The organism is Bacillaceae bacterium S4-13-56, assembly GCA_040191315.1.
GTDB lineage: Bacteria > Bacillota > Bacilli > Bacillales > JAWJLM01 > JAWJLM01.
Window position 1 is genome coordinate 1 of sequence record JAWJLM010000040.1, and the last position, 13,071, is coordinate 13,071.

Below are 13,071 nucleotides of genomic sequence, written 5' to 3' on the forward strand. Positions count from 1 at the left end.
TCCCCAGAGCCATCGCGTAGCGATTTCGTTCTTCTTAAATTTCCAATGTCATTTCTAAATTTTTATTTCTTTTTTTAAAATGTCTATAAACCGTGATTTTTCCTCGTAAGCACCGACCCTATCAACACTCATCTCGACTGCCACTTCTTATTTCAATTTATTTTCTTCACGAACTTTAATGGAATCATTGCAGGCCACCCTCGATGCCCTCCTCAAAAATCGAAAATTCCGGTTTTGTCCCATCCTCAAAAGTAAGTGCCTCTCTACAAATCTTCTTAGTGATGCATCCCTTTCTAATAACGTGCCATCTAGATCAAAAATAACGGCTTTAATTATAATTCACTTCTCTTAGTTGTGATGTCAGAAGAGACTTATCCATTCATTGATAAACTCTTTTTCACGGTGAGAACCGTCCCTACCAACACAGCTACCAACACACTCAAATGTGTTCCAAAATTCCTCTTAAATTTTTGTATTCAAAGTCAGGGGAAATGCCTAGTTCTTCTTCTGTTACGCCTTTCCGGTTTATCCATGCGGTCTGAAATCCAAAACTCTTGGCACCTGTTATATCCCAGGTGTTCGATGACATGAACAGCACTTCTTCCCGTTTTACGTCCAGTCTCTCCAAAACAAGTGTATAGGACATGGGTGTTGGTTTATATTGCTTCACTTCATCCACACTAAGAACTGCATCAAACAACTCCGATAATGTTGAATTTTCGACAAGGGGCCGAAGCATATCATAGGAACCATTGGAAAAGATCGCAACTGTTTTGCCTTGAAGCTTTTGAAGAACCTCTTCCACTTCTGCATAATGCGCCAGGTGCAAATATTCATTTAGAAGCTGTTCTTCCTTTTCTTTTGATAAATCAACCTCTAGACTACGACAAGCATATCGTAAAGAATCTCTTGTGATTTCATAAAAAGTACAGTATCTGCCCATAAGTTGCCGTAAGAAACTGTACTCAATCTGTTTATGCCTCCATACCTCGCTGATTTGCTGACCTTTCCTAGGAAAAAGTTCATTGCAAGCCTCTATTACAGAATGAACATCAAACAACGTACCATAAGCGTCAAACACAAATGCTTTTACTTTTGCCATCTATATCTCCTCCTTATAAAGTGAAACTTTATTTTATCACACACCATCAAAAATTAGTTTTTGTTAAAATAAAACCCTTAAATAATAGCCGATGAAATAATTCCAGCCATTCCTATATGAATATTTTTCATATCCATCACTCCCTATTAGGATAGATGGAAGAAATGTAAAAAGGTTTCGATTTTTAAGAACTTAAACTCATTACCCTAAATTTCATTAAAATTGACGACTAACTTCCTACAAAAAAGAAGAAAAGCCTTAGCCTTCCTCCTCTATTGCACACTTTCCGCAAATTCGATAAAGTTTTCACTTGTTAATTCAGGGCCTCCACCCATTAACTCTAAAAATCGACCATCCTGTTCCCACGTCAGAATGATAAAACCATCCATGTCAGACAAAATTCCTTCATTTTCATTAATGGTTACTCTTTCCGTTGTTTTGTCCTCTGGAACTTCTCCATAAGCTTCTGCAGAAGGATAAATGCTAAACGCAAATCCATTTTCTAAATCCTTCTCATAATTGAGCATGATCATCTCGCTCTCTTCCTCATACCAACTGTCGACCATGCTATAACCCTCTGGAAGGGCTGTCACTTGAGGAATTGTAAAATCCACAGTTTCTTGAATTTCTTCAAAGGTCATCGGCTCTTCTAAACCAAAAGCCCCGCCCATAAAATCTTCCGTTGCGGTTTCCCTAACTTCATCTGGAATTTCAACCGGATCAACTTCATTGACAGCGGAAATGTTGATTGTCCCGTCCAACTGCATTGGTTCTCCATCCACTACCAAGTCAGCTTGAACAGATTGAGACGTCATGATCATCGATTCTTTATTAATTCCTATCTCAAGATCAAGGTTATTGACCGAAATATCTTGCACTTCACCTAACGCCGGATCTTCTGGGAGATTACCTGAGGATGATTCAATATACGGCTTAACAATTTCGCTAAATTCATCTCCTTCTCCAGACAAAGTTAAAATATATTGATCATCTTCCTCCGTCATGACAAATTGGTCTTCCAATCGAATGAGTTTTTCCATTTCTTCTTTATTTAATTGATCGAAACTATCTAAACCCATTTCTTTCTTATCTATGGTGAACCATTCACCAAACATACTCATGAAAGCTTCCTCTTCATGTACATAAGTTTCGAAATTCATCGACATACCTGGCATTCCCATGCTCATGGTCATGAACATCGTATCTGGGTTGTGTGTAACATCCCCGGTACCTTCCATTGTCGTTTCCATCATATCCATCACATTCATGTTGATCAACATATCAAACGAATAACTTTCCAGCTTTTCAACGGCCTCACTTGCCTGCTGTAATACCTCTGTTTGATCCATATGATTTTGCGTGCCACAAGCTGACATGATAAATGTTGTAATCAGAACAAAAAATAAATAAAATTTTCTCACGACTTCTGTATCTCTCCTTCCTACTGTATCATCCTAAAAGCGAATAGAAACCCCTCTACAAATATCCTTTCCCTAACACCACAACTCATTCATGTTGTTGGTATATTGGTGTGTTGGTGGGGACGGTTCTCACGTTGAATTTTTAGGTTTCATATGGGATTGTTCTAAATTATTAACTCTTTTAGAACCCTATTTTGTTCCTTTTGTTCCTTGAAACAATTAAAAAACTGCTATCAATATCAATAGCAGTTCCCTGAGAATATTCTTCTACTATGGTTCATCTGATTTTTTGACTAAATTGAATGGACTTGTCCTAAATTTGGACTCAACTTCTTTTAAAAACCTGTAAACAAAATGAAGATGCAAATATTCTTCATACGCGTCACTCCCATTAGTTGGACGCAAGAAGAATATAAAAAACAGGTTGCCGAATAATCTCGACAGCCTGTGTACGATCTCCAGCAGGATTCAATCAAAAAGGAACTAGCCAAACCATAGTTGAAATAACCCTTCTGTAATCCCTAAGTTATACATATAATAAAATCCAAACACCATACTAATGACACCTGTGGACTGAATTAAGTATTTATTCATATGCAAATTTTTGCTGCTCAAAACAAATGGAATTCCAATAATAGTTGTAAAGAAAAGCATCCCAATAATAGTTCCTGCACCAAAAACAAGAATATAGATAGCTCCTTCTAAAACGGTGTTTGCTGTGCTCATGGCAAGCAAGATCATGGCAGCACTTCCTGCAAGGCCATGTACAAAACCAATCACTGTTGATTTTATATAAGGAGCATATTGGTGCTTATGTTTATGGTGATGAACCTTTTCATGTGGATGGGCGTGGACATGTTTATGTAGGTCCCCATCGTGCTTATGCTTATGCACATGGATATTTCTAAAAGAAAAAATACTTGTAATTCCTAGAAAAACAAGCATAATGCCCACTAAAAATTCAAAGGACATAGCCCATTTATCTGGAATATCCCCTTTTAATAAAATGACAACAATGCCAACTATAAATATCGTTGCAGTATGTCCTATACCCCAAAAAACACCAGATAAAGCCGATTTCCAAAGCTTTTTACTCTGACTAGCAATAGTAGAGACAGCGATCACATGATCAGGCTCAACTGCATGTTTAATTCCTAGTACAAATCCGAGGGATAAAACAGAAAGAAAAGTGATTTCCATTTGGGTTACTCTCCCTTGTTGGCAAAGTTTTTTATGGTCTATCAACTCATTCTATCACCCAAGGATATAATGAATAACAAATATTTTCCAACATTTCACCGAATATTTTGTGACAAAGCTATCTCCTTTCCTACTGTTTTGTTTCTCTTGGTGGCACGTCCCAAATATAATAATTTCTCGTATACTGCCTTGTTTCAACTACCAATTGTTCACCCTCATTGTCGAAAATAAACCCTGAGCCCATTTGCTCCTTAAACGTCCATCCGCGCTCCTTCATATACTCTTTCATAACTGAATATCTTTCTTCCTCAAACTCCGTTATATAACGGTCTGGGGAAGAAGAGAATTTCACATATTCTGAATCTGAAAATTCGATTTTTAGGATCGATGTAACAATGGGGATAGGATTTCCTTCTTGAAAAACCACGGATCCATAAGCCCCTATGAAAAAACCTATTAGAGTAAAGGTCACAATCAGCGTCATAATCACCGTTAAAATTTTACTTTTGATACGACTGACCAGTTTTTCCTCAATAGCCTCAGAAGGGTGACCCATTTCCTGTTGACTAGAGTTCGGAACATCCTGTTTCATCTGATCATACATTTCCCAGCAATTTTCACATTCCTCTAAATGAGTTTTTACTAAATGATTGCTTGCTTCACTCGTTAATCCGTCTATATAAGAAGGCAATAAATCTTGTATTACATCGCATGTAACCTTCACTGATCTTCCCCCTTTTTCAAAATCTCTCTTAATTTCAATTTTCCTCTATGAAAAGTCACCCTTGACCAGTTCTCACTCTCCCTAAACATTTCACCGATCTCTTTAAAACTCAGCTCATTAAAGCTACGTAGAATCAAGACTTGCTTGTAAGGTTCTTTTAACTCTTGAATTGCTTGATGTAGCATCCTTTCCTGTTCCACCTGCTCCAACACACGATCAGGGGTTGAAAGACTAACAAATTTCATATCATTTTCATCAAATTCATCGTGTTTATGTAAATTCTTTTTAAGGTGCTTATAGTACACATTTCTTCCGATTTGAAAAACCCACGTTTTTATGGATGATTCACCCTTAAAACGATGAATCGATTTGAAAGCCTGATAAAAAGTCTCTTGGACTAATTCCTCGGCCAAGGCTCGGTCGCTAGTTAGATAAAATAAATAATTATATAATGGCTTTGAATACAGTCGATAAAGCTCTTGAAAATCCTTCAATACGTCCCCCCCTCATTGTGTTAGTCCCTTTTATTTTGGATTCGTTACAAAAAAATTTAAACTTACTAATAAAAAAGTACCCTATAGTAACCATTTTTCAAAGTGTCACTATAAAGTACTTTAAATTAGGGACGTCCATGGCTAGAATCAACTAATCCAAATCAGCCTCACATCTTTTGACTTCCATTGATCATCTTCATATGAAATTTCAAAAACTATTACTTAATCATTTACTTCCACCAGTAGTTGCTTTGTTTATTTTTAATATTTGAAAGGTTATTTTCTACAATAATGTAATTGCTTTTAATGTATTCCATTTCATTATCTAAACGATTGAGGTCATCTTCTGAAAGGGTGTCCTTTGTTAATAGATGCGTTATTGAAACGAGAATATCAAAGTTTTTTTCTGCTCTCCTTGTTTCTCCTAATTCTAAGCTATATATAGCTGCTGCATACATGTCATAAGAGTTTTCTAAAGAGCTAACAGACAATTCCAATATATTTGAAGGGATATTAGTTCTGTCATATTGCAAAAGTGTGGTCTGAATGGTTTCAACTTCATTGTATAGAGCTTTTGTTGCATAGTGCTCTAATTCTGATTTCCTCAGAAGTTGATTACCTTTTACTTCTACCCCCATAAAACCCCAATAACAATTACTAGAAGAATTACTATCCCTACATATATTTTTTTCTTCATACATATCCCTCTAATCTAGCGTTCTTTAATAAAAACTTCAATCAATGGCCGCTCCCACCTACTCTTTTCGTTTCACTTAAGACTTTATATTACTCCATGAAAATAAAACATTAAATTTTTCATCCTTGTTGGTGAAGCTTGCTTCATGGTTGGCTACCCGTTCATGTGGGAGAAAAATATACTGCTACAAACACCCAAGATTTTCTAAATCCAAACATCATTATCCGCGGTTAACTCGGAATCCGTATCACCCGTATTAACCACCCCCGTTGGCTCTATAATCATGGCCTGACATTCTTTTTCAGCATTTGTTTTGTGCTCCACTCCTTTGGGGATCACATACATTTCTCCTTTTGAAAGTTTTACTTCTCCATCACGAAAAACAATAGACATTTCACCATCGATCACGAAAAATACCTCATCCGTATCTTTATGGTCATGCCATACGAAGTCCCCTTGAATTTTGACAAGTTTAAATTGGTAGTCATTCATTTCGCATATGACTTTTGGGGACCAGTGATCATTGAATTTAGTTAATTTTTCTTTTAAGTTTATCGGTTGACAATCCATTAAAGCACCTCCATTTTTCCCTATAACTTCTTCATATACCACGTATCCATAGCACCATGTTCCGAATCGTCTAAGCCTTTTTCGAGTTTCTCAAATCCTAATTTATCGTAAAGACGATTGGCTACATGAAGCTTTTCTAAGGTTTCTAAATAACAGTATGTATAATGTTCTTTGGCGAAGCCTAGTGCTACTTTCATAAGCTCTTTAGAGAGACCCTTGCCTTGAGCTTCGGGTTTGATATAAAGCTTCTGAAGCTCACAAATTCCCTCTTCCTTGCCAAATGGCCCAATTCCTACACCGCCTACCACTTCTTCTTGTTCGTTCACTACAACCCAATACTTTGCATTTGGTTTCTCCCTGTAATATTGAGCTAGACCACTCAGTTGCGAGTCAAAATAGGCTGTCCCAGGAATATTTAAGCCAAATGACTCTAGGGAACGTTTGATAATTTGCTCCATGGCCTGGTTGTCCTTTTCTTCTATTTCACGTATCCTCATTTTTCATCCCCATATCTTTTAAATCTTTTTATTTATTCTAATATTAATTTTCAATAATGAAAACTTATTGGACCAGAAGTATTTTTGAAAGCGTTTTAATTTAAATGTTGACAGTTTCCTCTCTGCTACCCTTATAATTAGATATACACCCTAGATTCGTTTGCCAAGCTTTAAAGGATTTGAAATCTATGAATTTAGGAGGAACGATCGGATGACTATTCAAGAAAAAAGTGTGATCACAGAACGTCTTACCATGTCGTATTTGGAAGCAGGGAGTGCCGAAAATCCAACTCTATTTTTAATTCATGGGAATGTCTCTTCTAATGAATTTTGGGATGAAACCATTCAAACGTTTGCTATGGATTATCATGTTGTCGCCCCTGACTTACGTGGTTTTGGCAAAACAGAAATGCTCCCTATTGATGCAACCCGTGGTGTTAGAGATTGGAGTGACGATTTAAAATCCTTTAAGGACGCCCTAGGTTTATCTAAAAAAGTACATTTGATTGGCTGGTCTCTTGGAGGGTCTGTCATCATGCAATTCGCCATTGACTATCCCTCTGACGTTGCCTCTTTAGTTTTCGAAAGTCCAATGTCTCCTTTTGGATTTGGCGGAACAAAAGATGTACAAGGTACACCTTGTTATCCAAATTATGCTGGTTCTGGCGGTGGAGCGGCAAACCCTGATTTTGTGAAACGTCTAGCCGAACAGGATACAAGTGAAGATGATGCTAATAGTCCTATGATGGTCATGAACCAATTCTACTTTAAACCTCCTTTTCGCGTAGAAAAAGACCGTGAAGATAGATTTGTTAAAGCCATGTGCTCTATTGGTATTGGCGAAGGGTTTTATCCAGGTGACTTGGAAACTTGTACAGAATGGCCAGGGGTTGCACCTGGTGGAAAAGGAATTAACAACTCCATATCTCCTAAATACGTAAATTTATCTGTGTTTGCTGAGACAGATTCTTCTATTCCTGTACTTTGGTTTCGTGGAGAAAATGATTTAATTGTTTCTGATCAGTCCTTTTTGGACTTAGGTTTCCTTGGAAAAGGTGGCTATGTGCCAGGATGGCCTGGAGATGACGTTATGCCACCTCAACCTATGGTATCACAAATGAGGTTCGTACTAGATCAATTCAAGGAAAATGGGGGTCAGTACGAAGAAGTTGTGATGGAAGATACCGGTCACTCCCCTCATATTGAAAAAGCAGATCTCTTCAACGAAAAGCTTACTGCTTTTCTGGAATCAGTGATTTAGAGAATTGGAAATTAATAGTAAAAAAGAGCTTGGACTAGATTCCAAGCTCTTTTTTACTCATGCCAAACCTTCTTTGGAAAGTCAACTAGGTCTCTTAAAGAATCTTTTTAAAGAAAACAGGATTGAAACCGCTAGAATTTCAACTATCACAATCATAAGGAAGAATCCTGATAGAGTTCTTGTTCCATCCTCTTGTTCATTCTTCTTCACTATTTGCGGGACATTCATTTCTTCTACTTCAACGGGTTTCTTAGCCAAATGAAAAGAGATGTCTAACTGGTCAAAAGTCTGGTCTATCACTAATTTTCCGCTATTCATCAACTCTGGTTTTGTCTCCTCGTCTAAAAGTTGAGTGAAGTAAAGATTATCTTCCGAAACAAAGATTTCACTCTCATCTGTCACGAATTCTTTTCCCTTAGGAATTACCGTTGACTCGAAGTTATTAAATCCATAATCAAGCAATTCCACCGTATCATCGTAAATACCCTCTTTTGAACCTTTTAATACTACAACTATCAAACTAATATTCTCTCTTTCCGCAGTAGTAACTAAGGTAAACTTAGATTCATTGACATATCCAGTTTTCCCACCAGTCACCCCTTCATAAGGGGCTTCTCGCATTAACTTATGGTGGGTGTATAAGGTAGTTGACCAAGATTGCCCGTTCCATTCCAGTTCTTTGATCCCAAAAATTTCGCGAAATGTTTCGTTTTTCATGGCATACTGCGTAATCTTGGCTAAATCACTGGCAGTCGTTGTATGACTAGGGTCAAACAGTCCGTGCGGATTTATGAAGTGAGTATTGGAGACCCCAACCTTATTTTTTAAATACTTATTGATACTCTCCGAAAATTGCTCCACAGTTCCATCGATGTGTTCGGCGATGGCTACTGCTGCATCATTTCCTGAGTTAATAACTAATCCTTGTATTAGCTTTTTTAAACTTATTTCTTCTCCTTCATCTAGATAAACACTCGAACCTACAGTCCCTCTGGCATTCTTACTAATGGTCACAATGTCCATTAAATCCCCTTTTTCGATAGCATAAATTGCGGTGGCAATTTTGGTTGTGCTTGCAGGATACATTTCATTATTTGAATATTTATCATAGAGGACCTGTCCAGATTTTGCATCTATTAATATAGCACTTTCACTCGAAATATAAGGGGGTTCAATTTCTTCTTCAGCTAACACTATTCTGTTCAAACAAGAAAAAATGAATAGGAAAAAAATAGAGGAAACGATTGTTGTCTTCTTCATGATGGCACCTACTTCTCCATTTACTCTTCTTTTTTCTATATTAATTTAAAAAGAGTTAAAAATGTTCATGAATGAGTAGATGTAACGGAGTTGTTAAATCTGTAACATGAAAGAAAAAATACAGAGAAATAATGGGTGAATTGGAAATATCACCAGGTCCCTTTTCAGTTATCTCAATTGTTTCAGCAATAAGTCCTTCTCTGCTTTCGCCACTTTCATTCATTTCTTTTGCACAACTAGCGTTACCTCAATATATTGAGGAGAATTCGAAGTAGCAAATCTACTAAATTTCTCTACATCTTTTTCTTCATCATCTATATTGAATATTTTTGTTTCTGATTCGAAACTACTTTATGAGCTTCTAAACTAGCCCCAGTATTTTTAGGATGGTATATACAAAAAATGATCAGCAGTAATAAAATATATTTTTTCATAGACAACACCTCATTTTAGTGTTGCTTCTAAATTGTTTCCTATGCAGTATTCCTCGCATAGGAAACATTATATTCGAAAATAAAAAGCCGAAATAAATAACGGCTTTGAATTACAAAATACCTAAAGTAGCTTTCTGATTTCTTGTTTTAATACTGGAATCTTATTTTGCACAACATCCCAAACCATTCGATAATTTATGGAGAAATACCCATGAATCACCATATCCCTCATTCCAGCCATCTTTCTCCACTCAATTTGAGGGTTATTCTTCCTTATTTCATCAGGTATATTTTTTACCGCTTCTCCAATAACTAGTATATTTTTGATTACTGCGTCAGCAACCATTTCATTATCAATAAACTCATCATAGGAAAGTCCATTTGTATATGTCTGAATCTTTGATGAGGCATTATATATATCTTCTAGAAAGACATTAGGCTCCCTCTGCATACTTAGCGCTCCTAACAATACTTTCTTTGAGTGCAGGCTTTATATCATCAAAAATGACCAAATCAACTTTTTTTTGAAAAAGATCTTCAAGGGTTATTTTTAAATCCATATAATTATCAAACGTCAATGTGCTTTTCTCAAATTCGACTAATAGATCAATATCACTCGATTCATTTTGTTCTTCACGAGAATATGAACCAAATAATGCTATGTTTTTTATTCCATATTTATCTTTCCATACTTTCAAATTTTTTGAAAGTTCCTTGAGAATTTCTTGTTGCGATAACATAATAATCACCGCCATTTTATGGATTTTGGTTACATAATTATAACATGTTCCCTATCTTCTTTGATAATTGTATATGTATTTTTCCCATCACCAATTACTAATAATCCCATGATTAAATGAACCTGGCTTAAGGTAGGGACGGTTCTCGCCGTCAAAATCTAATAATATCAAGGGAAAAGCTTGGGGTCATTTTGGTAAACAAAACACTATAGGATATTTATGGTAAAATTAAATTAACAGGCAAAACTATATTGTGTATTAGTGATCTTAAATGAAGCAGGATAGTTTAAGTTAGTCATTGGTTTTTATAGGGAGGAAATAATGGTTAAAAGACGTAGAAAAAAATTAGTAATCACCTTAGCAATTTTAATCTTTTTAGTAGTGTACTACTTTTTACAACTTAATTGGATTTCGGTTTCAAATGAAACTGTCCTTTTAGAAGACTTGCCAGAGGAATTTGATGGTTTTAAAATCGTGCAGTTATCGGATTTGCATAATAAAGAATTTGGAGAAGGAAACAAGAGATTGGTTAATAAAATCAATAAAATTAAGCCAGACATAATTGTTATAACTGGTGATATGTTAAATAATTCGCAAGACATACCTAATAACGGTGAGGTTCTAATAGAGTTGCTTGAAAATCTGAACAATAATTATCCGACTTATTATGTTACTGGTGAACACGAAGAAGGTTTGTATTACGAAGATAGAAATAAGTATCAAAAAGAAGGTACTAAAGAAGCATACGAAGAAAAATTAAGTAATCTTGGTGTTACAATTCTAAATGATGAAAAAACAACAATCGTAGAACAAGATGCAAAGATTAACTTATATGGTTTAAAGGAACACTTGTCAGGAGATATTCAAATTGAAAAACGGTTAGGTGTAACGAGTGAAAACGAAGTAAATATTTTACTTTCGCATAGACCTTTTTATTTTGATGAATATGTTGATTTGGGAGCAGATATAGTTTTTTCTGGTGATACTCACGGAGGAATGATAAACCTGCCCTTTATTGGAGGAATTGTTTCAACAGAGGGGTTTTTCCCAGAATATGATGGTGGTTTGTTTCATAAAGAAAACTCAATAATGGTTGTAAGTAGAGGTTTGGGTAACAATCCAGTTCCTCTTAGAATAAATAACCGACCAGAAGTAGTTGAAATTATTCTAAAAAGCAAATAAAGAGTTATTTCTTATTGATGTAACGGGGGCATTAACAATAAGCTAAAAGGAACTTTCTTTAAATAATTACGACAAACTAAAAAATAGTTGTTATACTAAATCTAGGTGGTGAGGATATGGAAAATAAAGAGTTAATTCAAATGTTTTCATCCTTGTTGGACGAGAAGTTACAACCTTTAAACGAACGTTTGGTGAGACTTGAAGGTGGGCAACAAGTTATTATAGAGAAATTAGATAACGTATCTAATCAAGTTGCTAGCAACACCGAAAAACAAACTAGTGTCGAAAGTATAGCTGTAAAAGTGGCTGAGCATGAAACAGATATTAAGTTACTTAAAAAATTTATAACAAATTAGGAAAAGGGTGAATGATACATTGTGTCACTCCCCTTTATTTTTTGTTATTTTGTGAATGATTACACTTCAACTAAGGGGGCGTATCTATAATAAACAGATAGACTGTTTCACTATTGGAGCATGTTGGTTGATTGAAAAATAATAGATTAGGAGGAGCATTAGGATGCAAGAAAAAATCAACTTTTGGTCATTTGTTTTTTCGATTATTTGTGTCGTTTTGTTTCTAAGCGTTTCATTTTCAGGCTGGTTTACGAATTCTATATTGGGTGTTCACCCTTTTACAATTGTTTTATTCGTTACGTTAGTTACATTTTTATTTGGTGTGTTTGGTTTCTCAGGTGTTAGGGGCTGGCAAGGTATGGCAAGAAGTGTATCCACAGTAGTGTTAACACTTGGTTTATCAGCTTTTATGGGCTTTATTTTAATATTTGGAAGTTTGCTTAATTAATGGGAGCGATTGCATAATAAAACAATCGCTTTTTTAGAAGAAATTAATCTAATACTTTTGAAGTTTAACATCAGGGCTTAGGAAAACTGCAATGATGTTTGTTATATTAAAACACGAGTCTGTGAGGTAGTGTTCACAAAGTAACGGTAGTTATAATAAAAAAGGAACGAGCATACTCCCATAAGGATTTTGCTCGTTTTTTTGTTGTCAAAAATAATCCAAAAACTGTTTAAAGTGAACGTTTTCTTTTCACATCACCATAATTTTTATTGCATACATTTATAGTCATTTCATCATGATTTCGGTATTTCTGGGTATTATAAAAAAAGTACTATATGCACTCTTTCCACTCAACGTTATGACATAAAAATATTCTGAGGTGATTAACATGGAGACAATGAATCTAGAATTTAGAGGAATCCCACTAACCGCGCTGGAATCTTATTTCATAGAACTTAACGATGAACAACTAACAGATGACTTCCCCATTTTTTTTGATGGAGGAGATTGGAAGGGAGAAATTCGTTTTGAGGAAGAGGTACAAATTGCCTCAGCATTCCGTGTTAATGCTGTTCATATTTCTTTCCATGCTGTAGACAAGTCTCAATTAGACGAAATCATTAAAAAATATAGAAAAAAGACCACCCGTGTTGGGATGGCTCCGGCGCAAACGTTTCTAATATGA

The 13,071-nt window shown here is 35.6% G+C and carries 17 protein-coding genes; 5 read left to right on the forward strand and 12 right to left on the reverse strand.

Annotation, left to right across the window (positions count from 1 at the left end):
* Positions 1–439 precede the first annotated feature (439 nt).
* The 8 genes from RZN25_11565 to RZN25_11600 all read right to left on the reverse strand — a co-directional run bounded on the left by RZN25_11565 (position 440) and on the right by RZN25_11600 (position 6,705).
* Entirely contained in the window at positions 440–1,102 is a 663-nt protein-coding gene (locus RZN25_11565; protein ID MEQ6377455.1) for a haloacid dehalogenase type II, read from the reverse strand.
* A gap of 272 nt (positions 1,103–1,374) precedes the next feature.
* Entirely contained in the window at positions 1,375–2,523 is a 1,149-nt protein-coding gene (locus RZN25_11570; protein MEQ6377456.1) for a DUF4367 domain-containing protein, read from the reverse strand.
* A gap of 483 nt (positions 2,524–3,006) precedes the next feature.
* Positions 3,007–3,723, reverse strand: coding sequence for a sulfite exporter TauE/SafE family protein (locus tag RZN25_11575; protein MEQ6377457.1), 717 nt, complete (start codon positions 3,721–3,723; stop codon positions 3,007–3,009).
* 130 nt (positions 3,724–3,853) lie between these two features.
* Entirely contained in the window at positions 3,854–4,447 is a 594-nt protein-coding gene (locus RZN25_11580; GenBank protein MEQ6377458.1) for a zf-HC2 domain-containing protein, read from the reverse strand.
* On the reverse strand, positions 4,444–4,941 hold the full coding sequence (locus RZN25_11585; protein ID MEQ6377459.1) for an RNA polymerase sigma factor: 498 nt from the start codon (positions 4,939–4,941) through the stop codon (positions 4,444–4,446). The genes RZN25_11580 and RZN25_11585 overlap by 4 nt, the downstream gene beginning before the upstream one ends.
* A 230-nt stretch (positions 4,942–5,171) precedes the next feature.
* Positions 5,172–5,642 (reverse strand): hypothetical protein, encoded by a 471-nt coding sequence (locus RZN25_11590; GenBank protein MEQ6377460.1) that lies wholly within the window; start codon positions 5,640–5,642, stop codon positions 5,172–5,174.
* 200 nt (positions 5,643–5,842) lie between these two features.
* Complete coding sequence (locus RZN25_11595; protein ID MEQ6377461.1) at positions 5,843–6,208, reverse strand: cupin domain-containing protein; 366 nt, start codon at positions 6,206–6,208, stop codon at positions 5,843–5,845.
* Positions 6,209–6,228: 20 nt separating this feature from the next.
* Positions 6,229–6,705, reverse strand: coding sequence for a GNAT family N-acetyltransferase (locus tag RZN25_11600; protein MEQ6377462.1), 477 nt, complete (start codon positions 6,703–6,705; stop codon positions 6,229–6,231).
* A 211-nt stretch (positions 6,706–6,916) separates the two neighbouring features.
* Here RZN25_11600 and RZN25_11605 point away from each other — a divergent pair, with 211 nt between their 5' ends.
* Positions 6,917–7,966: an alpha/beta hydrolase gene (locus RZN25_11605; protein MEQ6377463.1), complete on the forward strand. Its 1,050-nt coding sequence runs from the start codon at positions 6,917–6,919 to the stop codon at positions 7,964–7,966.
* A gap of 81 nt (positions 7,967–8,047) precedes the next feature.
* Here RZN25_11605 and RZN25_11610 read toward each other — a convergent pair whose 3' ends face one another.
* The 4 genes from RZN25_11610 to RZN25_11625 all read right to left on the reverse strand — a co-directional run bounded on the left by RZN25_11610 (position 8,048) and on the right by RZN25_11625 (position 10,400).
* Positions 8,048–9,226 carry a D-alanyl-D-alanine carboxypeptidase family protein gene (locus tag RZN25_11610; GenBank protein ID MEQ6377464.1) on the reverse strand — a complete coding sequence of 393 codons (1,179 nt, stop codon included), beginning with the start codon at positions 9,224–9,226 and terminating at the stop codon, positions 8,048–8,050.
* A 55-nt stretch (positions 9,227–9,281) separates the two neighbouring features.
* Positions 9,282–9,449 (reverse strand): hypothetical protein, encoded by a 168-nt coding sequence (locus RZN25_11615; GenBank protein MEQ6377465.1) that lies wholly within the window; start codon positions 9,447–9,449, stop codon positions 9,282–9,284.
* A gap of 332 nt (positions 9,450–9,781) precedes the next feature.
* The gene (locus RZN25_11620) at positions 9,782–10,111 is read right to left on the reverse strand and encodes a DUF86 domain-containing protein (GenBank protein MEQ6377466.1); all 330 of its coding nucleotides are present in this window, start codon (positions 10,109–10,111) and stop codon (positions 9,782–9,784) included.
* Positions 10,095–10,400, reverse strand: a complete 306-nt coding sequence (locus RZN25_11625; GenBank protein ID MEQ6377467.1) for a nucleotidyltransferase family protein — start codon at positions 10,398–10,400, stop codon at positions 10,095–10,097. The genes RZN25_11620 and RZN25_11625 overlap by 17 nt, the downstream gene beginning before the upstream one ends.
* A 321-nt stretch (positions 10,401–10,721) precedes the next feature.
* Here RZN25_11625 and RZN25_11630 point away from each other — a divergent pair, with 321 nt between their 5' ends.
* From RZN25_11630 to RZN25_11645, 4 genes are all read left to right on the forward strand, one after another.
* A complete protein-coding gene (locus tag RZN25_11630) occupies positions 10,722–11,582 on the forward strand; it encodes a metallophosphoesterase (protein MEQ6377468.1) in 861 nt (286 codons plus the stop codon).
* A 116-nt stretch (positions 11,583–11,698) separates the two neighbouring features.
* Positions 11,699–11,938, forward strand: a complete 240-nt coding sequence (locus RZN25_11635) for a hypothetical protein (protein ID MEQ6377469.1) — start codon at positions 11,699–11,701, stop codon at positions 11,936–11,938.
* Between the two features lie 163 nt (positions 11,939–12,101).
* Entirely contained in the window at positions 12,102–12,386 is a 285-nt protein-coding gene (locus RZN25_11640) for a hypothetical protein (protein ID MEQ6377470.1), read from the forward strand.
* Between the two features lie 388 nt (positions 12,387–12,774).
* Positions 12,775–13,071, forward strand: a complete 297-nt coding sequence (locus tag RZN25_11645; GenBank protein ID MEQ6377471.1) for a hypothetical protein — start codon at positions 12,775–12,777, stop codon at positions 13,069–13,071.

What these genes read in the sequence shown, in the direction of transcription:
- RZN25_11640 (MEQ6377470.1), top strand. Translation starts at nt 12,102, where the DNA reads ATGCAAGAAAAAATCAACTTTTGGTCATTTGTTTTTTCGATTATTTGT.
- RZN25_11635 (MEQ6377469.1), top strand. Translation starts at nt 11,699, where the DNA reads ATGGAAAATAAAGAGTTAATTCAAATGTTTTCATCCTTGTTGGACGAG.
- RZN25_11620 (MEQ6377466.1), bottom strand. Translation starts at nt 10,111, where the DNA reads ATGCAGAGGGAGCCTAATGTCTTTCTAGAAGATATATATAATGCCTCA.
- RZN25_11625 (MEQ6377467.1), bottom strand. Translation starts at nt 10,400, where the DNA reads ATGTTATCGCAACAAGAAATTCTCAAGGAACTTTCAAAAAATTTGAAA.
- RZN25_11565 (MEQ6377455.1), bottom strand. Translation starts at nt 1,102, where the DNA reads ATGGCAAAAGTAAAAGCATTTGTGTTTGACGCTTATGGTACGTTGTTT.
- RZN25_11645 (MEQ6377471.1), top strand. Translation starts at nt 12,775, where the DNA reads ATGGAGACAATGAATCTAGAATTTAGAGGAATCCCACTAACCGCGCTG.
- RZN25_11610 (MEQ6377464.1), bottom strand. Translation starts at nt 9,226, where the DNA reads ATGAAGAAGACAACAATCGTTTCCTCTATTTTTTTCCTATTCATTTTT.
- RZN25_11590 (MEQ6377460.1), bottom strand. Translation starts at nt 5,642, where the DNA reads ATGTATGAAGAAAAAAATATATGTAGGGATAGTAATTCTTCTAGTAAT.
- RZN25_11595 (MEQ6377461.1), bottom strand. Translation starts at nt 6,208, where the DNA reads ATGGATTGTCAACCGATAAACTTAAAAGAAAAATTAACTAAATTCAAT.
- RZN25_11600 (MEQ6377462.1), bottom strand. Translation starts at nt 6,705, where the DNA reads ATGAGGATACGTGAAATAGAAGAAAAGGACAACCAGGCCATGGAGCAA.
- RZN25_11615 (MEQ6377465.1), bottom strand. Translation starts at nt 9,449, where the DNA reads ATGAATGAAAGTGGCGAAAGCAGAGAAGGACTTATTGCTGAAACAATT.
- RZN25_11630 (MEQ6377468.1), top strand. Translation starts at nt 10,722, where the DNA reads ATGGTTAAAAGACGTAGAAAAAAATTAGTAATCACCTTAGCAATTTTA.
- RZN25_11605 (MEQ6377463.1), top strand. Translation starts at nt 6,917, where the DNA reads ATGACTATTCAAGAAAAAAGTGTGATCACAGAACGTCTTACCATGTCG.
- RZN25_11575 (MEQ6377457.1), bottom strand. Translation starts at nt 3,723, where the DNA reads ATGGAAATCACTTTTCTTTCTGTTTTATCCCTCGGATTTGTACTAGGA.